Here is a 22,737-nt window from a genome sequence, read left to right on the forward strand (position 1 = left end):
TCGCCCCGCTTGCGGGGAGAGGTCGGATTGCATCGAAGATGCAATCCGGGTGAGGGGGTGCAGGTCTCTCGACCATCTCGCGCGTGGAGAGAGGCCCCTCACCCCAACCCTCTCCCCGTAAGAACGGGGAGAGGGAGAAGATGCGTCCCTTATATCGTCCCGATTCCGCGAATTGCCAGCGGGACTGCGCCAAGGACTGCGCCAAGTCGCCGGGTTGTTGATCGGCCCCTTGTATGCTTTAGGGGCCAGGTCCCTTAGTGGCCATGTCCCCGCCGCCGGTCCAGCCTGATGCTGTTCAATTCCTACCCGTTCATCCTGCTGTTCCTGCCGGCCGTGCTGGCCGGGTACTTCTGGCTCGGGCGGCGCAGCAATCTGACCCCGGTGATCTGGCTGGCGGCCGCCTCGCTCGCCTTCTATGCCATCGGCAATTGGCAGTTTGTCGCGCTGTTGCTGGCGTCGATCGCTTTCAACTACGGCATCGGCTACCTCCTGATCGCGGCGGAGCTCGCGCCAATACAGCGCCGGGCGGCGCTCGCCGTTGGTGTCGCCGGCGACCTTCTGGTGCTCGGCATCTTCAAATATGCGGGCTTTGCCGCCGACAATCTCAATGCGCTGCTCGGCACGCATGTCGCGGTCCACATCCTGCTGCCGGTCGGCATCTCCTTCTACACCTTCACCCAGATCGCGTTCCTGGTCGATGCCTTTCGCGGCCAAGTCGCGGCCTATGCGCTGCCGCACTACGCGCTGTTCGTGACTTATTTCCCGCATCTGATCGCGGGGCCGATCCTCCACCACAAGGACATGATCCCGCAATTCGAGCAGGAGGAGTCCAAGCATCCGCACGCGCATCTGATCCTGTGCGGAATCATCATCTTCGCCATCGGCCTGTTCAAGAAGACCTGCCTCGCCGACGGCATCCAGCCCCTAGTCGCGCTCGCCTTCGACGCGCGCTCGCCGAGCTTCGACCAGGCCTGGCTCGGCGCGCTCGCCTACACGTTCCAGCTCTATTTCGACTTCTCCGGCTATTCCGACATGGCGATCGGAATATCCCTGATGTTCGGCATCTTCCTGCCCGTCAACTTCAACTCGCCGTACAAGGCTGCGAGCATCGTCGAGTTCTGGCGCCGCTGGCACATGACGCTGTCGCAATTCCTGCGCGACTATCTCTACATCCCGCTCGGCGGTAACCGTCGCGGCCGCGCGCTGCGCTACGTCAATTTGATGATCACGATGCTGCTCGGCGGGCTCTGGCACGGCGCGGCCTGGACATTCGTGGTGTGGGGCGCGCTGCACGGCGCCTATCTCTGCGTCAATCACGCCTTCAACGCGCTGGTGCCGGCCATCCCGTCGCCTCTTGCCCGCCCGGTCCGTATCCTTGGGGCCGTGCTGACCTTCCTGGCCGTCGTCGTCGCCTGGGTGTTCTTCCGCGCCGAACGGGTCGACTGGGCGTTGCGGATCACCAGTGCCATGGCTGATCCCGTGAACATCGTTCTCGGCCGCGAGGAGATCGCGGCCCTGGTGCAGGTCACGATCTATGCGGCGCTGGTGTGGCTGGCGCCGAACACGCAAGGAATCATGGGCTACGATCACAGCAATCGCAGGGTCGGCGAGAGTTTGCGGGAAGGGCGCATGCGGCTGCTGGTCCTCTATGTTGCATCGCTCGTGCTCGCGTTCGGGATCCTGGGCATCCAGAGCCACAGCGAATTCATCTATTTCAGGTTCTGATGCACGGATCGTTCACCAGCGTGAGGCGTCTTCTCCTTGCGAGCGTCGCGTGCGTGCTGGGCGCAGCGGCGCTGACTTTTGGCGTCGATCCCTTGCAACTGTTCCGCGCGTCGCGCCTCATCGCGCCCTTCTATTCCGACGACACGCGCATGCAGAATGCCGGGCTGATCCGCAGCCAGTCGTTCGATACCGCCTTCATCGGCACCTCGCTCGCGATCCATTTCCGCCAGAGCGACATCGACCGCGCGCTCGGCATCCGTTCGCTCAAGCTGGCGATGACCGGGTCCAATTCGCGCCAGCAGGGCTTCGTGCTGGAGCAGGCGATCGATCGCGGCGCCCGGCGCGTGATCTGGGCGATGGACGATTTCAGCTTTGTCGATGCGGCCGGCATCGAGGCCGATCCCTACCTGTCCGTCGATCTCTACCGGAGGACGGCCAAGGGGATCGCGGCCTATCTGTTCAGCGCCGCCATGGCGAAGGAATCCCTGTTCGCGCTGCTGCGGTCGATCCCGCCGCTGCGGGAGCCGCTGACCCGTGCGGCGCCGTTTCTCCCCGTCAAGTTCGCGCTGTTCGACGTCGACGACATCTACGCGCTGCCACGGAATTTCGACGTCGCGTGCGCCTACAACGCCGAAAGGACACGCGCCGCCTTCGCCTACATCACCGATCCCGTGCGCAGCAGCTTTCTCGGCGAGGGCTACGGCTATGACGCCATGGCCCGGCATTTCGAGCGCGACGCCGTCGGCCTGATCACGCGCCATCCGGACGTGACCTTCGACATCTACTTCCCGCCTTATTCGATCCTGCAATTCGTCGCGATGCGCGATGCCTCACCGGCGACGCTGAAGATCGTCACAGATCTCACGGCCATCATCGCGCTGCGCCTGACGCAGCTTCCCAACGTGCGCCTCCACGATTTCCGCGCGATCAAGGCGGTGACCCACGACCTCAACAATTACGGCGATGTCATCCACCATTCGCCGGTCATCGATGCAATGGTGCTGAAGTGGCTGGCGAGCGGGGAGTACCGGGTCGATCCGAAGGCGCCGCTGGCGGCGCTGGAGGAGCTGAAGGCGCAGGTCGAGGCGTATCGGGTGCGGCAGCCGTAGCCCGCATGAGCGAAGCGATATGCGGGACCTTGCGCAGATCCCGGGTGTCGCTTCGCTCACCCGGGCTACAAGACTGCAGCTGTGATGCTCAGCAGTAGCCAAAAACCCCGCTGTCGTCCCGGCGAAAGCCGGGACCCATAACCCCAGGGAGAGGTTGTGGCGCGAGCTGGCAACTCCGAGTCTTCGCCAAACCACATCCTGTGGTTATGGGTCCCGGCTTTCGCCGGGACGACAACGGAGCGTTAGGCGCAAGCTTGAGCCTACGCCGCCACCTCTTCGCCGAGATACGAAACCGCCGCCTCCAGCCCGCCCTTGCCGTGCGGGATCTTCAGCGCATTCAACCCGATCTCGATCACCCCGAGCGTGCCGAGCAGCATCGGCGCGTTGACATGGCCCATATGGGCGATGCGGAAGGCCTGGCCGGAGAGATCGCCGATGCCGGTGCCGAGCACGACGCCGCACTTCTCCTTGCAATAGCGTTGCAGCACTGCGGGATCGTGGCCGTTGCTCATGGTCACCGTGGTCACGGTGTTGGAGCGCTCGCTGGCTTCGGCGACGTTGAAGCCGAGCACCTGGCCTTCTGACCAGGCCGAGACCGCACGCCGCGCGGCTTCGCCGAGCAGGCTGTGGCGGCGGAAGGCGTTTTCAAGCCCCTCCTCGTGCAGCAGGTCGATGGCCTTGCGCAGCGCGAACAACAGATGCACCGGCGCGGTGCCGGCATATTTGCGGTAGTTCTCGGTGCCCTCGCGCTCGCTCCAGCTCCAATAGGGCGTCGACATGTTCGCCTTCTTGTGGACTTCGAGCGCGCGCGCATTGGCCGCGACGAAGCCGAGGCCGGGCGGCGTCATCAGGCCCTTCTGCGAGCCGGACATCGCGACGTCGATACCCCATTTGTCCATCTCGAACGGCATGCAGCCGAGCGAGGCCACGGTGTCGACCATGTACAGCGCGGGGTGCCCGCTGGCCTTGATCGCCTTGCCGATCGCCTCGATGTCGTTCTGCACGCCCGAGGCGGTGTCGACCTGGACGACGACGACGGCCTTGATCTTGTGCTCCTTGTCGCGGCGCAGGCGCTCCTCGACCTCGTGCGGCCGCACCGCGCGGCGCCAGTCGCCCTTGAGCACCTCGACCTCGGCACCCATCAGCGCTGCCGCATTGCCCCAGCCGATCGCGAAGCGTCCGCTCTCCAGCACCAGCACCTTGTCGCCGCGCGACAGCACGTTGCTCAGCGCCGCTTCCCAGGCGCCGTGCCCGTTGGCGATGTAGATGTAGGACTTGCCTTTGGTCGCAAACAGTTTCGAGATGTCGCTGAGCAGGCTCTCCGTCAGGTCGAGCATCTCTTTGGAGTAGATGTCGATCGCCGGACGATGCATCGCCCGCAGCACCTCGTCGGGCATGTTGGTGGGCCCGGGGATGGCCAGAAACTCCCGGCCCGCGCGAACGGTCATTGCTGTTGGTCCTTGTTGCTTGAGAACAGGCTGGTGGGTCGCTGATTCACACTTTTACGCGGCGCTGGCGCCTGGGAAAAGCACGGAAAATGCAGGTCTGAAGTGGGTTATCGCTTCGTCTCCCGACAACCGGCGGCTTCCGCCTCCTCGACCGAGCAGAACCAGCGGGTGCCCTTGCTGATCTTCATCTTGATCTGGGTGTACCAGCGGCTGGTCGGCTGGTGATAGATGCACTCGCCGGCGGTGTTGACGTTGCCCTTGATGGTGCAGTCGGGCGAGGGCGCGACCGGCCCCGAGGCCGAGGCAAGCAGCACCGAGTGCGCCCCGTCGGGCGGCTTGGTGGCGCCCAATATCGTCGTCTTCTTGTTGCGCACGCGCCAGTCCCAAGGCGCAATGAAGGCGCCCTGCCACATGCCGGCCTTGGCCTCACGCGCGGCGGCCTCGTCGGCGTCGTAATCGTGCGAAACGCGGGTGTAGGACAGCGCCCAGCCGCTGCGCACCAGCCATTTCTGGATGTCCTCGCCGCCGACGTCGCAGCGCGCCACGGTGCGGCCGCGCCGGTCGATCGCCCGGGTATGGCAGGCCCAGCTCTTGCCCTCGGTGTATTTGGCGAGCTCGTCACGGGCGGCGACGCCGCAGGTCCAGCGCTCGCCCTTGGTGTTGAGGCAAAGCTGGTCGGACGACGGCGCGTCGATGCCGCCGAGTCGGATCCGGGTGTTGCCGATCACGACGGAATCGCCGTCACGGACCTTCGCCGTGCCGGTGATGTCGGTGGCCTGCGCCAGCGACGGGGCGAGCAAAGACAGCGCAATCAGGAACTTTCGCAACATGCCGGTCCGCGTGTTCAGGAAAATCGCGATAGACCCCGCAATTGTGGTCGGCTTTTGGCCGCCCGGCCAGCGCCTGCCCAACGATTGAGCTTTCAACTTCCCGTCATTGTCGTGGAGCTCTACGGCTCTCGTGTCCCGGACGCGCCGCAGCGTGAAACGCTGCTGCGCAGAGCCGGGACCCAGAAAATCACAGACACAATTCCCAGCCACGTGGCCCCGGCTCGGCAGCGCACCGCTTCGCGCTGCGCTGTGTCCGGGGCACGAGACCACCTCACCCCCGCCCGGCCATCGCCCGCTTCGCCACCGCCAGCCCCATCAGCACGAACGCCGACGTCACCTCGGGGCCACCGACCAGGATCCGCGTCGGCGTCTTCATCTTGTTCCATTCATAGGCGCGGAACGGGCCGCGGCGGCCGCCTTCGCCGAGGCTCGCCACGATGACGTTCAGCGCCGGCGCGAAGGCGCGCGGGTCGGCGCCGAGATGGCCGAGCGCGATCAGCGCCAGCGCCGCGTCGAACACGTTCATCTCCGCCGCCATCAGCTCGCCCTTGACGTAGGAGAGCACGCGGTGGCGGATGAAATCGAAGTCGCCGTCCGGATCGATCGCCGCCTGCGCCGCCAGCGGCAGCGCCAGGAAGGCGGCATAGCAGCGGCCGAAATAGGCGCTGTAGAGTTCCGGCAGGTAATAGATGTGCGAGCGCGGATTGGCGAAGGCGCCGCTTGACGCCAGCCGCTTCTGGAAGCCGATGATGCGATGCACGGTCGCCAGCCGCGCCGGCGTCTCCAGGATCTTCCAGCGCGCCAGGTTACGGAAGCTGACCTCGAGAATGTCGAGATTGAGCGTCGGATCGAGATCGTTGCCGTAGGGACGCTCTCCCTTGAGATTGTCGATCCAGGTCGCGACCCCGCCCTCGTAGTCGATGTTGTCGTTGAGCGGCACGGTCACGCGCGGCTCGTTGACGCCGGCGCGCACCTGGTAACCGCTGTAGAAATCTAGCAGCGGCTGGTCGATGATCGGATCGGTGCAGCCGGCCTGCGTCGCCGCGGAGATCGAGCAGGCCGTGGTGTCGCAATCCGGCACGTAGACGCCGAAGCCGAGATCCTGCTTGATCTGGGCGAAGAAGCGCGAAAAGCGCGGATGCGGCGCGGGCGCGAGCGCGGTGATGACGTTGAAGCGCGCGCCGTCGGTGCCCTCGACCTCCTCGCGGCTGATGTTGACGCAGAAATCGACCATGTCGGCGATCGCGCGCTCTGCTGCCGTCTTGTCGGCCGGCGAAGCGAGCCCGGTCTCGATGAAGCTCAGCAGCGCCTCGATGAAGAACGCATCGTAATAGGCCGAGCGGTGGCGGATCTGCATCGGCTCCCACATCGGCTCGGCAATGCCGGTCCAGGGCGGATTGACCACGGCGCGCGCCGGCGAGCGCGCGATGAAGACCCGGGCGAGGTTGAACAGCAGCGAGGAGTTCTTGTAGCCGCGTGCGTTCAACCCCGTGAGCGCCATGGTCAGCTCGCGTCCGCGGAAATCAGGATCGCCGATCAGGTTGAAGGCGGCATAGGTCGGCAGGAAGCCGTTCTTGCGGTACGAGCCCAGCAGATGCTGCGCGCAGTCGCGGATCACGCCGTCGATCTGGGAAGCTTGCGGCATGGCGGCGACGAACAGCGCCGGCGGCGGCCTGGGATGGTCGAGCGTGATGCTGTCGACGAGATCGGCCACGGGCTGGCCGATCGCCGCCCAGTCCGGCTCGGCCTCGTCGCGGGCGCGCACCAGCGCCTCGCGCAGGCGGGTCAACTTCCCTTCGTGCCGCAGCTCGGGCAGGCCGGCACGGCGGAGCAGCACCCGCAGCGCGGGATTGCCGAGCGCGGTCTTGTAGAATTTGGCCAGATGCGGATCGCCGCTGGCTGCGCCCGCCAGCACAGGATCGCAGACGTCGTAAAGCGAGGGGCCGTCCTTCCGCGCCGTCAGCGCCCGGCAGGCGGCGCCGGCAAAATAATGAAAGCTCATGAAATACCTGGTCGCGGGGCCTTGGCCGGGGGCCGGCCGGTGCGCTCCCATCTGCGCACCACCCCCTGCAAGTCTTTGAAAAGGCTACCCGGATTCGCAGGAAATACAAATGTGATAGCGGTCACGGAAAAAACCGGCACGAGGGCTGCATGATCAGACTCCGGAAGGCTACGGGAACGCAAAAAACGGAGAAATCCAGGCCGCGTAATTAACTAACATCTTCAGCGACTTAGCTCAAATTTTGGGCAATCTATTGCCGGGCACACTATATCCCGTTAAAGGTTTGTTTGGTGCGGCGCCGCAAATTGCGCGCAATTCGGGGGCACTCCCCCGGCCAATCCCTCAAACCTAAAGACGCTATCGCGCTACCAAACATGTGTGCGCGCGCTGGGCTGGTCTTTGGCACTGACAGGAATGAAGCGAGATGAATGTAAGGCAGCTCGACATTTCCCGACGCACGATTGCGGTGGCCGCAGCCCTCATCGGGACGGTCTCGCTCGTGATCGGTGCCCATGCTGCCCTCAACATGCGCGCGCTCGATGCCGCCAAGGCGGTTACGACCGACCAGGTCACCGGCTCGATCGGCCAGACCTCCCGGCTCGCGCTCGTCATCGGCAATGGACATTATCCCGACGCCAGCGCGCCGCTCACGCAGTCGATCAACGACGCCCGCGCGCTGTCCTCGACCCTGCGCAAGAACGGCTTTGACGTCGACATGGTGGAAGACGCGACCAAGGACGACATGGTCCGCGCCGTCAACCGCCTGAAGTCCCGGATCAAGCGCGACACCGTCGTCATGCTGTTCTTCGGCGGCTACGGCGTGCAGGCCGGCCGCCAGAGCTACATGCTGCCGGTCGACGCCGTGATCTGGAAGGAAAGCGATGTCCGCCGCCAGGGCGTCTCCATCGACGGTGTGCTCGACATGATGAAGGAGCAGGGCGCCAAGGCCAAGCTCGTCGTCGTCGACGCCTCCCGCCGTAACCCCTACGAGCGCCGCTTCCGTTCCTACAGCCACGGCCTCGCGCCGATCAGCGCGCCCGACAATGCGCTGATCCTCGCCTCCGCCTCGCCCGGCAAGGTCGTCGACGACGGCAAGGGCGAGCACAGCGTGCTGGTCAGCGAGCTTCTCGGCAACCTCACGACGCAGGGCAGCGCCGAAAGCGCCTTCAACAAGACCCGCATCGCCATCTCCCGCGCCTCCGAAGGCGACCAGGTCCCGACCGTCTCCTCCTCGCTGCTCGAAGACGTCCATTTCGGCGAAGCCGGCGGCTAGTTTTTCGCCGTGACTGTAGGGTGGATTAGCGAAGCGTAATCCACCACTTCTCTCTCAGAGCGGGAAGCAAAGAGGTGGATTACGCCTTCGGCTAATCCACCCTACGATACGCGTTTGTAACGCACATCTGCCCCCACATCGTCATTGCGAGCGCAGCGAAGCAATCCAGAATCCTTCCGCGGAAAGATTCTGGATTGCTTCGTCGCACCAGCGCAAAATTGCTTCGCAATTTTGTCGCTTCGCTCCTCGCAATGACGGTTGAGGCGAGACCTACTTCGCCGCTTCCGCGGCCATCACCGGGCGCACGGGATCGCCTTCGCGCAACAGTGCGCCGGCGCGGGCGACGACGACGTCGCCTTCGTTGAGGCCGTCGCGGACCTCGATATTGCCGCCCGACATCAGACCGATCTCGACGCGCTTGGTCTCGACGCGGTTGCGGCGGATCACCTGCACCACGGTGCCGGCGGACGAATATTGCACGGAGGTCAGCGGCACCGCGACGTTGCAGCTCTGCCCGGTCTTGATCAGCGCGCGCCCGCTCGCATTCAGCAGCAGCCGCTTCTGCGAGGAGATGCCGATATAGACCATGCCCTGCTGGATGTTCGGCTCGACGGTCGGCCCGATGCGGCGCACCTTGCCGTCGATGTCGCCGGCGCCGGCGATACGCACGGTCGCCTGCTGATTGACTGCGAGCTTGCGCATGTCGGTCGTCGCCACGAGGCCGACGAGATCGTATTCGCTGCGCGCCACGATCGTGAACAGTGCCTCGCCCTTGGCCGAGGCGAGGTTGCCGATCTGCGCGGTCGAGGTGGCGATCACACCCGCGACCGGCGCGGTGACCTGAAGCGTGCCGCCTTCGGGCAGCGCGAGGCGCGCCAGCACCTGGCCGGCGGTGGTGGTCTCGCCGGCTTCCGCCAGCACTTCCGTTACCTTCAGGCCTGGACGTTCGGGCCGCACCGAGGTCTCCTCGCGCGCGATGATCGTGCCGGTGGCCTCGACGATGTCGGAGAAGCAGGATTTTGCGACCTTCAGCACCGTGACGGCCGGCCCCTTGGGCGCGTCGTCATCGGCGGCTCCGGCCGGATATTGGCCGAAGACGAGCACTGCGGCGATGGTTGCGGGAAACAGGGCTCGAACAGCGGCACGGGGCAAATGGCGCATCGGAAATTCCACGGGGGCTATGCCTCCAATCGATAGCAGATGGCAGCGGCAAGGACTACGGCAGCGTTGTCCCAAAGCGGGATGCCGCGCCGCCCGGGCTGCCGCGGCAAGTCCTTGATTAGTCGCGGGATTGGAGAACAGGTTCGCTCGCCGCCGGGCCGGCCGCCGTGGCCGCACAGCTTGCGGTTCGAGATCGGATGCAGCGGTTCGTCTGCGAGCTGCCGGTCAGCTTCGGCGATCTCCGAGCAGCTTGCCGGAGGTACGGTCGATCAGGTGCAGCCGCGTACAGGCCGGGCAGGGCACGGACACGTGCGTGCGGTCGGCCGGCTCGTCGCCAAGCCGATGCTGCACATTCATGCCGGTCTGGGGGCATTTGAAGACAATATGACGGTCCATCCCCCGTCATATGATGGCAGCGCCCGGACTTTTGAAATTACGGATGATTACTTAGGTCGGCCGCGAACCCCTCAAGGCAGGCTCAGGAACTCCACCCAGTTCGGCTTCTTGCCGGTGGGATAGGATTTCAGCTTGCTGAGCGCGCCGCTGCCCTGGTCGATGGCATAGACCGTCATGCCGTCGGACAGCTCGCCGACCGCGGCGAGGTAGCGGCTGGACGGGTCGATATTGAAGCCGCGCGGCTGCTTCTCGGTCGGCACGCTGCCGACCGTGGTCAGCTTGCCGCTGGTCGCATCGACCTTGTAGGCGGTGAGCGTATTGGTCGTGCGCTCGGAGGCGTAGAGGAAGCGTCCGTCCGGGGTGATGTGGATGTCGGCGGCCCAGGGTTTCCCCGAAAAGCCTTCCGGCAGTGCGGTGGTGCGCTGGATCTCGTTCCAGGCGCCGCTCTTGGCCTCATAGGTGAAAGCAGCAACATCGCCGTTCAGCTCGTGGATGAGATAGACGAACTTGCCGTTCGGGTGAAACACGAAGTGCCTCGGCCCCGATTTCTCCGGCACCTTGTAGGCTGGCGGATCGCTCGGCGTCAGCGTGCCCGCCGTGGCGTCGAACGCGAAGCTCAGCACCTGGTCGGAGCCGAGATTGGTTGCGAACACGAAGCGGTTGTCGGGCGAGGGCAGGAAGGCGTGCGCGTTCAGCCCGGTCGGGATCACCTGCTTCGGCTCGCTCACGACGCCGTTCGCGGAAAGCGGATTCAGCGCGACCTTGTTGCCGCCATAGGAGGCGCTGAACAGGACCTTGCCGCCGCGGTCGGTCGCGATGTTCGCCATGCTGTCGGCGAGCGGACCGTTGCCGACAGGGCTGAGCTGGCCCGTCTTGGGGTCGATCGCAAAACTCAACCCCTGGAACGGCTGCGAGCGCACGCCGGCAATCAGCACGCGGTGGTCGGGTGTGATCGCGAGCGGCGTCGAGGAGCCCGGCTTCTCGATGCCCGTGAAGGCGGCGGTCTGCACCGGTGTCATCTCGCCGCTTTCGGCCAGCTTGAACACGCTGATGTCGTTGCTGTCGGCATTGCCGACATAGGCGAAGGTCTCGGCCATGCCGGCGCGAACTCCTGAAATGAGGGCAAGGAAGGTGACGGTGGCGGCGATCGCAGCGCGGGGCGTCATGGATGCGATGCAGCGTGTCGGTCTCGGCATGGGCGTTCTCCTCGGGGCCGGTGCGGCCTTGTCGTTTTGTTGCAGAGGATAGCGGCTGGCGCCTCGCCGCACCAAATTCCAAATGGGATTGATCGATACCGAAATTGTATCGGTTGCATCGCGCCGAAGGCGGCTACCGCACCGCGGCCGTCAGGTTGCGGAAGTGCAGATGCGGGCCGGCGGGATGGTCGGGCGGTCCGAGCACGGTCCACACGACGATCGCGAGCAATGCCGAGGTCAGGATGGTCCAGGCGACGAGTCGTTTGCACATCAGGCCAGAATCCGTCCGTCGAATGTTCGATGCGCTGGGGCGCTGCGAGTCATCGTGCACTGCAAACGGCCGCGCCCCTATGAACTCGTTCACAGCCGGGCATGCCGCCGCCGCGCCCGCGCAAAGGCTCGCGGGACGAAGACGTCGTGGCAAAGCGCCACACCGGTCAAACCGATCGCAAGGCCGCGCCGACCAATTCCAAATAGCGCTGCGCGTCGCCTGCACATCGCAAGCCGCAGGGCTCCGGCCACGTGACCGCCCGGAACGGCAAGCCCCTGCCGCCGTTACCTCGGTCTCGCGGGCGGAGGACGCCAAAAAACGGAGGGTGGCACGTGTTTTGGATTTATTGGGACACCGCCTGGTCGCTCATCATCAGCGGCATCATGTTCACCACCATCGTCACGCATCCCGATGCCGAGTTCGTCGAGATCCATGCCGCCAAGCAGGTGAAATGAGCCGGTCCCGCTCCAGACCTTCATCCCGGTAGTTCGTCTTGGCCGGCTCGCCCCCTGTGGGCGGGGGCGCATTTGGTGAACGAATTCTTAGGAGCCGACCGGTATTTTTCTGCATCTTTTCCGCAGAGACCCGTCGCTTCCCATGGCATTGTTCGGCAATCCCTCCATTCGCTCTGTTCTCGGCGCCATCATCGGTGTCCTCGGCCTGTTCCTGGTCGGACAGCTCGTGAGCGGCCTGTTTGGGGCCGTCGCGCGCGACGCCGCTGCGCAGAAGGTCGAACGTTTCGCCAGCACCGACCAGCAGCTGTTTGCGACCCTGCTCGGCTTCCGCCTCGAACGCGGCACTTTCCTGTCGGCACTTGTCGCGGACGCGCCGGCCAATGCCAATGCCGATAACCGCATCGCCACCAACCGGCAGTTGTCGGAAGCCGCCTATAAAAGCGTGCTCGAGCGTCTCGATGGCGTGTCCGATCCGCGCCTCGCCGGTGCGCTAGGCAAGCTCGTCGCGATCCACGACGCGCTCGCGCCGTTGCGGCCCAAGGCCGAGGCCGCCATCCATCAGGCCAAGGCGGAGCGTGATCCAAAGGTCGGCGACGAGTTCCGCAAGGCCGCGCAGGATTATCTCGACTCCATCCTGGCACTGACTGCCGAGCTCGAGAACGCGCTCAAGCTCACCGATCCCGTGGTCGATCATCTACTCGCCGTGAAGCAGTCGGCCTGGGCCGCGCGCAATTTCGGCGGCTTCGTCGCCATCCGCCTGGAAGCTGCGGCCGCGAGCGGCAAGCCGTGGAGCGCCGCCGACATGGTCGGCGCCGCCGAGGATACCGGCCGCGCCAAACAGGCCTGGAGCCAGGTGCTCGACACAGCCGCTCGCCCTGATGCGCCCGCAAGCCTCACCGAAGTGATCGCGCGCTCGAAGCAGGGCGAGGCCGCGGCCATGGCCGAGCGCCAGCAGGGCTTCATCAAGGCGCTGAGCAACAACCAGACCATCGACATCAAGATCGAGGACCTGTCGAAGCTCAACACCGCCATCCTCAATTCCAGCGTCGAGGCCGGCCAGGCCGCGCTCGCCGAGATGGTCGCCCGTGCCGGGCAGCAGATGACTTCCGCGAAATGGAGCCTGGCGCTCAACGGCGGCATGATGCTGGTCGCACTCGCCATCACATTGTTCGGCTTCATCCTCGTCAACCGCCGCGTCAGCACGCCGATCCGCAAGATGACGCAGGCGATGCGCCGCCTCGCCGAGCGCGATTATGCGATCGAGCTCGCCGGCATCGAGCGCGGCGACGAGATCGGGGAGATGTCGCGCGCGGTGGCCGTGTTCAGGGAGAACATGATCACCGGCGACCGCCTCGCCGAGGAACAGGCCGCCGAGCAGGCAAAGAAGGAGCGGCGGCAGCTCGCCGTCGAACGACTGATCGAACAGTTCGAGAAGACCGTGACGGAATCGCTGCACACGCTGGCCTCGGCCTCCGGCGAGCTGAACGCCACCGCGCAGTCGATGTCGTCAACCGCCGAGCAGGGCTCGTCCAAGGCGGCCTCGGTCGCGAGCCTCTCGGGCGATGCCTCCTCCAACGTGCAGACGGTTGCCGCCGCCACCGAGCAGCTCTCGGCCTCGATCAGCGAGATCAGCCGTCAGGTCGCCGAATCCTCCAGCATTGCCGGTGCCGCTTCGGCCGAAGCCGACCGCACCAATGCCGAGGTGCAGGCGCTGGCCGATGCCGCGCAGCGCATCGGCGACGTCGTCGCGCTGATCACCGGCATTGCCGAGCAGACCAATCTGCTCGCGCTCAATGCCACTATCGAGGCCGCACGCGCCGGCGAAGCCGGCCGCGGCTTTGCGGTGGTCGCATCCGAAGTGAAGAACCTCGCGACGCAGACCGCGAAGGCGACCGAGGAGATCACCGGCCAGGTCGCCGCGATCCAGGGCGCAACCCAGTCCTCGGTGACCGCGATCCGATCGATCGGCTCCACCATCCAGCGGGTCAACGAGATTGCGGCGGCGATCGCGGCGGCCGTCGAGCAGCAGGGCGCCGCGACGCGCGAGATCGCGCGCAACGTGCAGCAGGCCTCGCAAGGCACCAACGAGGTCTCGCGCCACATCTCCGGCGTCTCGCAAGCCGCCGGCCAGACCGGCGCCGCCGCCGGCGAGGTGCTGGATTCCGCCAAGATGCTGGCGCGCCTGTCGGACGATCTCAAGCGCGACGTCGACCGCTTCGTCGGCGATCTCAGGGCGGCGTAGCGCGCCTCCGCTGCGCTGCGCCCGGGACACGAGAGTTATTGCATCGTTGCAGCGATCTTCTCCGCCGACATCAAGGCCATCTGGCGGTTGATGGACGAGCCGCCGCCCAGCACGCGCGCCTGCTCGTACTTGCGTAACGGAGGACGGCCTACGGTCGGATTGTTGTGGCTGACGATCTGGGTCGTGACCTTGAGCTCGGTCCAGTGGAAGCGCGGATCGAAATGGGCCGTGCCCGGATAGCTGTCCCTGATCTCGGCCGGCTCGTTGCCGGGTAGTGTGTCCTGTCCGGCTTCGCAGAGCAGGACCTTGTTGGCACTCCTCGCGGAAAACCGGTGGGCCAGCACGGACCCCGCCGAGCCGCCGCCCACGATAATGTAGTCGTACACGATTGGCGCTTCCTCTTGTTCTTGTGCCGAAGAGGTTGGCGCGGATTTATTTCGAGTTCACGCCACCGCTCTTGTCGGTGGCGCCATGAGGTCAGGAGGGTGGGGCGATGCCGCGGGGCAAGACGGACGACGGGTTTGCGCCGTCTCGGCCGATGAACCCTATTGCAGCACTTTCGGCATCACGATGACGACGTCAACCTGCTTGTCCAGCACCTGCGATGCGACCGCGGCGATGTAGGACGAGTAGCTGTCCTCGATGTCGGACGCGACCTCCTCGTTCCCGGCGAGGGCGTAGAGCATCGTACCCTCGATCTTGTCGAAGCGGATGCCCGCGAAGACCCGATCGAACGTCTCGGCGCCGACGATGCCTGCCATGAGCGCCTGTATGGCCTGGTCCTGGACGAGTGTGAGCTTCATCATGCCGATGAGATATGGACCATCTTCCCGGATGCAAGATGCGCGGGGAACGATGCCGGCTCGTTCTCATTGCCCGGTCGGTCTCACGGCGATGCCGTGCCGCCGTTTCAGACCGCGGGTCTGGCCGTCTGCGGCAGCGGCGGCTTGCGCTCCGGAAGCTTCTTTTTCGGGGGCGCCGGCAGCAAGCCTTCCCTGATCGCCTGCTTGCGAGCGAGCTTGCGGGCGCGGCGAATGGCCTCGGATTTTTCGCGCGTCTTCCGCTCCGACGGCTTCTCGTAGGAGCGCCGCTGCTTCATTTCCCGAAACACGCCCTCGCGCTGCATCTTCTTCTTCAGGACACGAAGCGCCTGGTCGACATTGTTGTCGCGAACAAGTACCTGCAATTGTGTCTCCTTGTCGGGCTGCGAAATGCGGCAGTCCTGCACGCAGCCTATTGCGCAGGAGCTTCATTGCGATCGTGAGGATGACAGTGACGGCGATCTTCCGCGCCGGCCTCGAACACGCGAGCTGCTTGTCGCCGCGATACAGTTCGGGGACGACGTGAACACTCCCGGGCCGCCGTGTCAATCGATAAGGCTTCCCTGCGCGTCAATTCGCCGTCTGAAGCCGATCCGGGCCCGTGCCAGAGGCGTTTTCCCGGTCATCGCCTGCGCAAACCGCGCGCTTAAGCCGCCGCCGCCTGCGCCGACAGCAATTGCTTCAGCTTTGCGGCCGGGACGGCCGGGCTGAACAGCCAGCCCTGCATCTGGCTGCATCCGAGCTGCCGCAGCACCTCGCGTTGCGCCTCGGTCTCGACGCCTTCGGCCGTCGTCGCCATCCGGCGCGCGGCCGCCATGTGCACCACGGCCTGCACGATCGGAGACGAGTCCTCGGGCTCGCCGATGTCGCTGATGAAGCTGCGGTCGATCTTGATCTTGTCGAAGGGGAAGCGGTGCAGATAGCTCAGCGACGAATAGCCGGTGCCGAAATCGTCGAGCGCGATGCGCACGCCGAGCTCGCGCAGCTGCTGGAGAATCGTCAGGGCCTCCTCGTCGTCGCGAATGAGCACGGTTTCGGTGACCTCGAGCTCGAGCCGCCCGGGCGCGAGGCCCGACTCGGCAAGCGCGGCGGCGACCTTGAGTGCCAGCGTCTTGGAACGGAATTGCACCGGCGAGACGTTGACGGCGACGTGGATATCGCCGGGCCAGGAGGCCGCCTCCGTGCAGGCCTGCTTGAGCACCCATTCGCCGATCTCGCCGATCAATCCGGTGTCTTCCGCGACCGGAATGAAGTCGGCGGGCGAGACCATGCCGCGCTCCGGATGGTGCCAGCGCAGCAGCGCCTCGCAGCCGGTGACGACGTTGGCCGCAAGATCGACCAGCGGCTGATAGTGCACCTCGAACTCGCCGCGCGCGAGCGCCTGCCGCAGATCGAGCTCCAGCTGCCGGCGCAGCCGCGCCTTGGCGTCGTATTCGGGCGTGAAGACGCGGAAGGTGCGGCGGCCCTCGGATTTGGCGGCATACATCGCCAGATCGGCGCGCTTGAGCAGATCGTCGAGATTGTCGCCGTGGTCGGGCGCGATCGCGATGCCGATGCTGGCATCGGTCGGAACCTCCTGGCCCTTGCAGTTCACGGGCGCACGCAATGCGTTGAGGATCGTTTCCGCCAGTGCCGTCAGCTCGGCCTGGTCGCTGGTACCGGCCTTGACGATGGCGAATTCGTCGCCGCCCAGCCGCGCGACGAGATCGTTGCCGCTGACGCAGGCGCGCAGGCGGTTCGCGACCTGGCGCAGCAGCTCGTCGCCGACCTCGTGTCCGAGCGAATCGTTGACGCCCTTGAACTCGTCGACGTCGATATAGAGGATCGCGAACGGCTTGCCCTCGGCAAGCTCCGCCACGCGACGTTCCAGATGGCCGCGCATCAGCACGCGATTGGGCAGGTCGGTCAGCGCGTCGTAATGCGCCATATGCGCGATACGCTCGTCGGCGCGAATGCGCTCGGTGACGTCGTCATGGGTGGCGAGCCAGCCGCCGGCGGCGCCGGGCTGGTTCTTGATCTCGATCAGGCGGCCGTCGGCGGTCTCGACGATCGCGCTCTGGGTCCGTCCGACATTGCTCAAAATGCCGTCGCAATAGGTGTCGACGTCGCCGTCGAACGAGCCGGTGTCGTGGCGGTGCTGGATCACGTCGCGGAAATAGGCCCCGGGCTTCACCACGTCGGCCGACAGCCTGTACATCTCGATGTAGCGCCGGTTGCAGACGATCAGCCGCTCGTCCTGGTCGAACATCAGAAGGCCCTGCGTCATCGTGTTCAGCGCGGTGTCGAGCCGCTGCTTCTCCAGCGAGAGCCGGTGCGTCACCTGGCGGAAGATCAGGAACAGCGTCAGTACGAGCAGGCCGATCGACAGCACGGCCACGGTGACGAAGAATTTCGTTTGCGTGCGCCAGGTGGCGAGCGTCGCATCCAGCGACCTGGTCGCGACCACGACCAGCGGCTCGCCGGTCAGGAGGCGCGAGGCGACGATGCGATCCTTGCCGTCGATCGGGCTTGCGAGCTGCATCGTGACGAAGGTGCGCTCGAACACCGCCATCTGCTCCGGCGTGCCCTTGCGAAAATTCTGCCCGATCATGGCGTCGACATGCGGGATGCGCGCGAGCAGCTGGCCGTTCTGGTGATGCATCGCGATCGAGGAATCGTCGCCGAGCCCGGTCGAGGCAAAGAAGGATTCGAGCTGGTCGGGCGCGACCGCGCGCGAGACCAGCCCGAGGAATTCACCATGGGGGCCGGAGACGCGCCGCGCGAAGACGATCGCCGGTCCGTTGCCGAGCCGTCCGGGCACGGCCTCGATCTCCTCCTGCGCAGCTGGATCGTTCTTGAGGCGGTTGAAATAGCCGCGGTCGGCGACTGAGATGTCGGCGACCGGCCAGCGCCGCGACGAGTTGATGAGCACGCCGTCGGCGTCGAAGACATTGGCGCCGGCGACGTCGGACCAGCCGCTGGCTTTTGCGCGCAACACCTCGTGCATCGCGAGGGTGCCCATCTCGCTGCGGAAGGCGTCGGCGGAGGCGATGCCGTGGCTTTCGAGCTCGGCGATGACGCTCTTCTGGAGCACCGCGAAATCCTCGAACTCGCGGTCGAAATGGCGGGCCAGCAGGCGGACGGCGCTCTCCAGGCTGTCGCGGCCGCTCTCGATCGCATTCTGCCGGAAGCGGTCGACGGTGAGCGCGGTGCCGACGGCGGTTGCAGCCATCAGCACGAAGCCGCCGACGATCAGCCATGTCAGCGGCGCGCCGCGCCAACGGCGGAGCAACGCGCGCATCCGCGCGGTCCATCGGATCGATGTGCCCATCCAGCCCTCCCCTGGGATGCAAGATGCAGCAAAACCGAAAAGACCCGGTTACCAGTGAGGGTTAGGAAAGTATGAATTGGAGCGGAATCAGGGGGTTGGTTCCCTGGGGGCGGCCAATTCCGCTTTGCAGGGCAGGCGAGCCGGTGAGGCCAGATCTCACCGCTTGATCTCCCATTTCAGCGCTTCCGCATTCGCCTTGGCGAACATCGCCGGCACGTCGAACTTTCCGGTCTCGAGATCATAGCGGCATTTCCAGCCGCCCAGTCCCTTCATGGCGACGTTCTTGGGATGATTGTCGTATTCACCTGACAGCGAGATCACGAGGTAGCGGTTGTTGGGCCAGTCCATGCCGAGCGAGCGGTAGGCCTCTTCCGTACCCTCCATGAGATTGGCCGAGATGTGGAAGTCGAGCTTGGCAAACCTCTTCGTCTCCGGCCGGCCGTAGAAATAGGCCCAGGCGAGATCGCTGAGCGGCTTCTTCGTCGCGCTGACGAAGGCGCCCTTCTCGACATGGTAGAGAAAAAGGTCCTGCTCGCCGGAGCCGGTCTTCTGCATCCGCACCAGCCATTGCGAATCGTTGGTGAAGCGGAAGCCGGCACCGTAGCCCTGCTCGGGCTTCAGCTCCGTCATTCGCTCGCCGCTCCTCGCCCAGGCCTGCCACTTGACGTCGAAATCCTTGCTGTCCTTCATGTACTGCTCGATCCTGGTGGCGCCGTCGGGCGAGGTGAAGGCGAGATCGGCATTGTCGGTGAGAATGTAGTCCGGCGGCGGGCCCGAGGCGGCAAGTGCTGGGGAAGCGACGAGCATCGCGGCGAGCGCCAGCCATCGGGCCGGGCGGGAAAATGCGGTCACGGAAAAGATCCTCAAAAAAATATGCCGCGAAGCGGCTTCGATCATTTGACGCCGACGGGGCCGCGCCGGTTCATCCGTGCTAATCCCTTCGACCGACTTGCTGCCGTAGCCAAATCGGCGCAACTTGCCGTCATCGGCCGATTTGCCAGCAAGGGTCCGCTTTCTGATGATGACCGCTTCCAAGGCTTTCATTGCATTCTGCCTGCTCGCGGTGGTCGGCACCGTGCTGGTGATCGGCCCCACCGAGCTGCGCCGCCTGTTGCCGGGCGGGGCGAACACCGAGATCGCCGTCGCGGTCAAGCCTGAGGCCAAGGCCGACGCCAAAGCTGAAGCTAGAGCCGAGACCAAGGCAGAGCAGGAGTCCGAAGGACCGAAGCTCGCCGCCGGCGCGCCGCCCGCGTCCCCTGCGCCGAAGCCGGCGAGTCCAGTGGCCGAGACGCAAAAGCAGGTCGCGGCGCTGGCCGATCTCGCGCCGGTCAAGCCGCCGGTGGCCGCGACCGACGCCGGTCCCCGGTTCGACGTCGCCCGCGTCGACGACCATGGCGAAGCGGCGGTGATCGCGGGCCGGGCCGCGCCGGGCGCAAAGGTCGAGCTGCTGCGCGACGGCCAGCCGCTTCATTCGGTCGTGGCCGATGCGTCGGGCCAGTTCGTCATGACGCCGCCGCAGCTCCCCGCCGGCAGCTACGAGCTGACCCTGCGCGCCAAGGCGCCGGATGGAACCGTCACGCAGTCCGGCCGCACCATGCCGGTGACGATCGCGGAGGCGGCGCCGCCGCCGGCGCGTGTTGCACCGCCCACTACCAGGCAGGAAACGAAGCGGGCCGAGACGCCGTACGAGAAATCGGATGTCGTGGCATCCTTGCCGTCGGCATCGGACAGGCCCGCGGCGCGGCCCCGAATGATGGGGGCACCGAAACCAAGGGGCATGGCGCGAGCGCCTGCCGCCACGGCGGTCGCCTCGGCTTCGCCGGGCGACGCCCTCAGCGGTACGCCGGCAGAGGCGGGCGGCAGCCGGGTGATCTCCCGCGGCGACAGCCTGTGGGCGCTCAGCCGACTCGCCTATGGCGACGGCGCCCGCTACGCGGTGATCTTCAAGGCCAACCGCGACAAGATCCATAACCCGAACCTGATCTATCCCGGCCAGACCTTTGTGCTGCCGCAAAAGGCGGAATGAGCGCGGCGCGTCGCCGACGCGATTGCATCTCCCGTAGCCATGATTGCGATCTTTCCTCTCCCCGTCCTTACGAGGGGGTGGGGTGTCTCCGCGACGGCATGGACAGTCAGGATTCTCACCTCCGCGACGCTTTGACCCTCACGCTCCCGGAACCTTTGGTTCCCCCGCGCGTCATGTGATGCGAGGTGGTTCGCGCTTGGCGCTGGAGGAGGGCCAAGGTGGTCAGGTCAGCGGTCATGTCGGGATCACGGATGCGCCTCGCACTGGCGGGCGGCGCCCTTGTCATTCTGGCCGTGTTGCTGCCGAACAAGGCCGAAGCGCAGTTCGGATTGCGCGGCGGGCCGCTCGGCGTTGCGCGGTTCGCCGTCGGCCACGTCATCGGCATGTCGCGCCTGCGCCACGCCCGCATGGCGGTGCGGGGCGGCCGATACCGCTCCGCCGCGTTGCGGTCCCAGGATCCCCGTGGTGCCGAGAGCCGGCAACCACCCAATCCCGCCATCCTGCGTGCGGCGCTCACGGCGCAAGCGGCGCTGTCAGGCTGGCATGGCGGCCGCCGACCGCAGGGCTGGTGGCGCCACCCCGACGGCAGCTATGGCTGGGCCGGTCCGGTGTTCTGGCCGTTCGCACATGACGATCTCGCCAATGCCGTCATCCTCGGCCATACGACCAGCATCTCGCTCTATGGCTACGGCGACATCTACGCGGCGATCTTCTCGCCTTATGCGGCCAAGGAGCTTGCCGCCTACGCCGCGCCGCAAGGCAGGCTTGCGCGCAGGATTCCGTCGGCGCAGAACATCTGCGATGTCAGCGATCCCGCCGGCTTCCCTGCGGATCGCATCACTGCCGCCGTGCAGCCGAACGAGTTGCAGCGCACCGCGCTCGACGAGCTCGTAACCGCCTGGCTAGCTGCCCGCGACAGCATTCGCGCGTCCTGCCCGGCGCAGGTGCCGGCGAGCGCATCGGAGCGCCTCGGCCTGATGCGCGAGCGCCTCGAGGCCATGATCAAGGCAACGGACGCGATCGCACCGCCGCTCGCCAAATTTGTCGATCTGCTCGACGCGAACCAGAAGAACCGGCTCGATGCGCTGGCCAACGAGGCTCGCGCCGCGCTAGCGTCGAGCCAGAAGGATGCGCAGGCAGCAAGCGCCTGCGCGGCGGACAGCGATCCTCGCTATGACACCCAGCTGCAGCGCCAGTACGAACAGCTCGTGCAGCAGCAATGGCCGGTCGCCGACATCGCGTCCACGCTGCGCCTCGACGACATCGGCCGCGCGCGGCTCGACGTGCTCCAGGACACCACGCTGCGCACCATGGAGACGCTGAGTGCCTGCCCGACCAAGGCCGCCGCGACACCGCAGGCCCGCCTCACGGCCGTGAAGGCGCGGCTGGAGACGATGCTGCAAGCGGTGAACGGCGTTGCCGACGCGCTCGACGATTTCGAGGCTGACTTGAGCGACGAGCAGAAGGCCGGCTTCGAGGCGATCGGGCCCAAGCGCGGGGCGTGATCACCCGCACGCCCAGTCGAACTTCATATCCCTGAAGTCGAGCTGCGCATTGCCGCCGCCGAAATTGTAGCCGCCGAAATATTCCTCGAACTCGATGTAGAACGGGCTCATCTCCGGCACCGCCTGGCACGGCCGCATGGTGCCGCCGAGATGGTTGTGGGCGTGGTCCTTGCTCCAATCGTGCGGGCGGAAATTGTCGCGGCCCGGCACGCCGCCGACATAGTAGTAATAGGGCTGATAGCCGGTGGGCGGGCTCTGGCGTGTGTACTCGTCCTGCGGGCCCTTGCCGGCATTGGGATCGCTCGCGCGCGGCGTCAAGGCGATCGCGCGGGTCTCGGTGAGATCGGCGCGCGGCGGAGCGGCGAACATCTTCTGCGCGAAGGGCGGGGTGGACTCGAAGAAAGCGCTGGCGCCGCCGACATCGAGCCAACGCGGCCGCTCCGCCGTCGCCAGCGCAAGCGGTGCCGGCGGCGTCGCGAACGCTCCCTCGTATTCGGCTGCGGTCAACAGCAGCGCGGCATATTCGTAATCGAGGATGTCGGTCATGCGCGACAGGCGCGGATGCGCCGGCCGCGCCAGCACCGCCTCGCGAATTTCAGGATCGTCGGGCGCGCCGCCGTCATTGTGATCGGGCGCGGTCGCGAAGAACGACACCGCGACGATGTCCTCGCCATGGACGCGATAATCGTCCGGCAACAGAAGCGTAAAACCGTGCATCAACGGATAGCCGGTGACGGGATCGAGCGGCCATTGCTCGGATGCAATGCCCGGCGGCAGCCCATAGACCCAGCCATGGTCGCGCGCACGCTCAGTGGGCCGGTCCAGCATCTGCAAATCATAGGCACGCGAAGGCAAGGCAAGCGCCACGATCGTCTCCATCCAGAGTGTGCCTCGCCGTTGAGGCGATGGTTAGTCGCGGGGAAGGGCGTTGGGGTTCGTGGGAGGAGTCGAGGAATTCGCTGGCGAG

The 22,737-nt window shown here is 65.9% G+C and carries 19 protein-coding genes and 1 pseudogene; 7 read left to right on the plus strand and 13 right to left on the minus strand.

Annotated features, from left to right (window positions below):
* Positions 1-288: 288 nt before the first annotated feature.
* Positions 289-1,725: an MBOAT family O-acyltransferase gene (locus tag BM118_RS35490; RefSeq protein WP_092192032.1), complete on the plus strand. Its 1,437-nt coding sequence runs from the start codon at positions 289-291 to the stop codon at positions 1,723-1,725.
* Complete coding sequence (locus BM118_RS35495; RefSeq protein WP_092192034.1) at positions 1,725-2,834, plus strand: hypothetical protein; 1,110 nt, start codon at positions 1,725-1,727, stop codon at positions 2,832-2,834. The genes BM118_RS35490 and BM118_RS35495 overlap by 1 nt, the downstream gene beginning before the upstream one ends.
* A 260-nt stretch (positions 2,835-3,094) precedes the next feature.
* Here the strand turns inward: BM118_RS35495 and BM118_RS35500 are convergent, their stop codons facing one another.
* The 3 genes from BM118_RS35500 to BM118_RS35510 all read right to left on the minus strand — a co-directional run bounded on the left by BM118_RS35500 (position 3,095) and on the right by BM118_RS35510 (position 7,114).
* Positions 3,095-4,282, minus strand: a complete 1,188-nt coding sequence (locus BM118_RS35500; RefSeq protein ID WP_092192036.1) for a pyridoxal-phosphate-dependent aminotransferase family protein — start codon at positions 4,280-4,282, stop codon at positions 3,095-3,097.
* 107 nt (positions 4,283-4,389) lie between these two features.
* Positions 4,390-5,112: a thermonuclease family protein gene (locus BM118_RS35505; protein ID WP_092192295.1), complete on the minus strand. Its 723-nt coding sequence runs from the start codon at positions 5,110-5,112 to the stop codon at positions 4,390-4,392.
* Between the two features lie 271 nt (positions 5,113-5,383).
* The gene (locus BM118_RS35510) at positions 5,384-7,114 is read right to left on the minus strand and encodes a hypothetical protein (protein ID WP_092192038.1); all 1,731 of its coding nucleotides are present in this window, start codon (positions 7,112-7,114) and stop codon (positions 5,384-5,386) included.
* Positions 7,115-7,538: 424 nt separating this feature from the next.
* Between BM118_RS35510 and BM118_RS35515 the strand changes: the two genes are divergently transcribed.
* A complete protein-coding gene (locus BM118_RS35515; protein ID WP_092192040.1) occupies positions 7,539-8,387 on the plus strand; it encodes a caspase family protein in 849 nt (282 codons plus the stop codon).
* A gap of 270 nt (positions 8,388-8,657) precedes the next feature.
* Here the strand turns inward: BM118_RS35515 and BM118_RS35520 are convergent, their stop codons facing one another.
* From BM118_RS35520 to BM118_RS41935, 4 genes are all read right to left on the minus strand, one after another.
* Positions 8,658-9,548, minus strand: a complete 891-nt coding sequence (locus BM118_RS35520; protein WP_028175680.1) for an efflux RND transporter periplasmic adaptor subunit — start codon at positions 9,546-9,548, stop codon at positions 8,658-8,660.
* A 225-nt stretch (positions 9,549-9,773) separates the two neighbouring features.
* Positions 9,774-9,944 carry a hypothetical protein gene (locus BM118_RS41930; protein ID WP_177234986.1) on the minus strand — a complete coding sequence of 57 codons (171 nt, stop codon included), beginning with the start codon at positions 9,942-9,944 and terminating at the stop codon, positions 9,774-9,776.
* 71 nt (positions 9,945-10,015) lie between these two features.
* Positions 10,016-11,140: a lactonase family protein gene (locus BM118_RS35525; protein WP_177234987.1), complete on the minus strand. Its 1,125-nt coding sequence runs from the start codon at positions 11,138-11,140 to the stop codon at positions 10,016-10,018.
* Positions 11,141-11,273: 133 nt separating this feature from the next.
* Entirely contained in the window at positions 11,274-11,411 is a 138-nt protein-coding gene (locus BM118_RS41935) for a hypothetical protein (RefSeq protein WP_177234988.1), read from the minus strand.
* A 332-nt stretch (positions 11,412-11,743) separates the two neighbouring features.
* Here BM118_RS41935 and BM118_RS42625 point away from each other — a divergent pair, with 332 nt between their 5' ends.
* Positions 11,744-11,866 carry a hypothetical protein gene (locus tag BM118_RS42625; RefSeq protein WP_271567985.1) on the plus strand — a complete coding sequence of 41 codons (123 nt, stop codon included), beginning with the start codon at positions 11,744-11,746 and terminating at the stop codon, positions 11,864-11,866.
* Positions 11,867-12,008: 142 nt separating this feature from the next.
* Positions 12,009-14,108, plus strand: coding sequence for a methyl-accepting chemotaxis protein (locus BM118_RS35530; RefSeq protein WP_092192042.1), 2,100 nt, complete (start codon positions 12,009-12,011; stop codon positions 14,106-14,108).
* A gap of 74 nt (positions 14,109-14,182) precedes the next feature.
* Here the strand turns inward: BM118_RS35530 and BM118_RS35535 are convergent.
* The 5 genes and pseudogenes from BM118_RS35535 to BM118_RS41940 all read right to left on the minus strand — a co-directional run.
* Positions 14,183-14,494, minus strand: a pseudogene (locus BM118_RS35535) (GMC family oxidoreductase); the annotation flags it as partial.
* A gap of 159 nt (positions 14,495-14,653) precedes the next feature.
* The gene (locus tag BM118_RS35540) at positions 14,654-14,914 is read right to left on the minus strand and encodes a hypothetical protein (protein WP_177234989.1); all 261 of its coding nucleotides are present in this window, start codon (positions 14,912-14,914) and stop codon (positions 14,654-14,656) included.
* 104 nt (positions 14,915-15,018) lie between these two features.
* Positions 15,019-15,294 carry a 30S ribosomal protein S21 gene (gene rpsU / locus BM118_RS35545; RefSeq protein ID WP_092192299.1) on the minus strand — a complete coding sequence of 92 codons (276 nt, stop codon included), beginning with the start codon at positions 15,292-15,294 and terminating at the stop codon, positions 15,019-15,021.
* Between the two features lie 281 nt (positions 15,295-15,575).
* A complete protein-coding gene (locus BM118_RS35550) occupies positions 15,576-18,239 on the minus strand; it encodes a bifunctional diguanylate cyclase/phosphodiesterase (RefSeq protein WP_092192044.1) in 2,664 nt (887 codons plus the stop codon).
* 156 nt (positions 18,240-18,395) lie between these two features.
* Entirely contained in the window at positions 18,396-19,091 is a 696-nt protein-coding gene (locus tag BM118_RS41940; RefSeq protein WP_177234990.1) for a hypothetical protein, read from the minus strand.
* Positions 19,092-19,257: 166 nt separating this feature from the next.
* Here BM118_RS41940 and BM118_RS35560 point away from each other — a divergent pair, with 166 nt between their 5' ends.
* Both BM118_RS35560 and BM118_RS35565 read left to right on the plus strand, forming a co-directional pair.
* Complete coding sequence (locus BM118_RS35560; RefSeq protein ID WP_092192046.1) at positions 19,258-20,265, plus strand: LysM peptidoglycan-binding domain-containing protein; 1,008 nt, start codon at positions 19,258-19,260, stop codon at positions 20,263-20,265.
* A 236-nt stretch (positions 20,266-20,501) separates the two neighbouring features.
* Positions 20,502-21,770 (plus strand): Spy/CpxP family protein refolding chaperone, encoded by a 1,269-nt coding sequence (locus tag BM118_RS35565; RefSeq protein ID WP_177235007.1) that lies wholly within the window; start codon positions 20,502-20,504, stop codon positions 21,768-21,770.
* Here the strand turns inward: BM118_RS35565 and BM118_RS35570 are convergent, their stop codons facing one another.
* Positions 21,771-22,637 (minus strand): hypothetical protein, encoded by an 867-nt coding sequence (locus BM118_RS35570; protein WP_092192301.1) that lies wholly within the window; start codon positions 22,635-22,637, stop codon positions 21,771-21,773.
* Positions 22,638-22,737: the final 100 nt, after the last annotated feature.

This window comes from Bradyrhizobium sp. cf659, assembly GCF_900113725.1.
GTDB lineage: Bacteria > Pseudomonadota > Alphaproteobacteria > Rhizobiales > Xanthobacteraceae > Bradyrhizobium.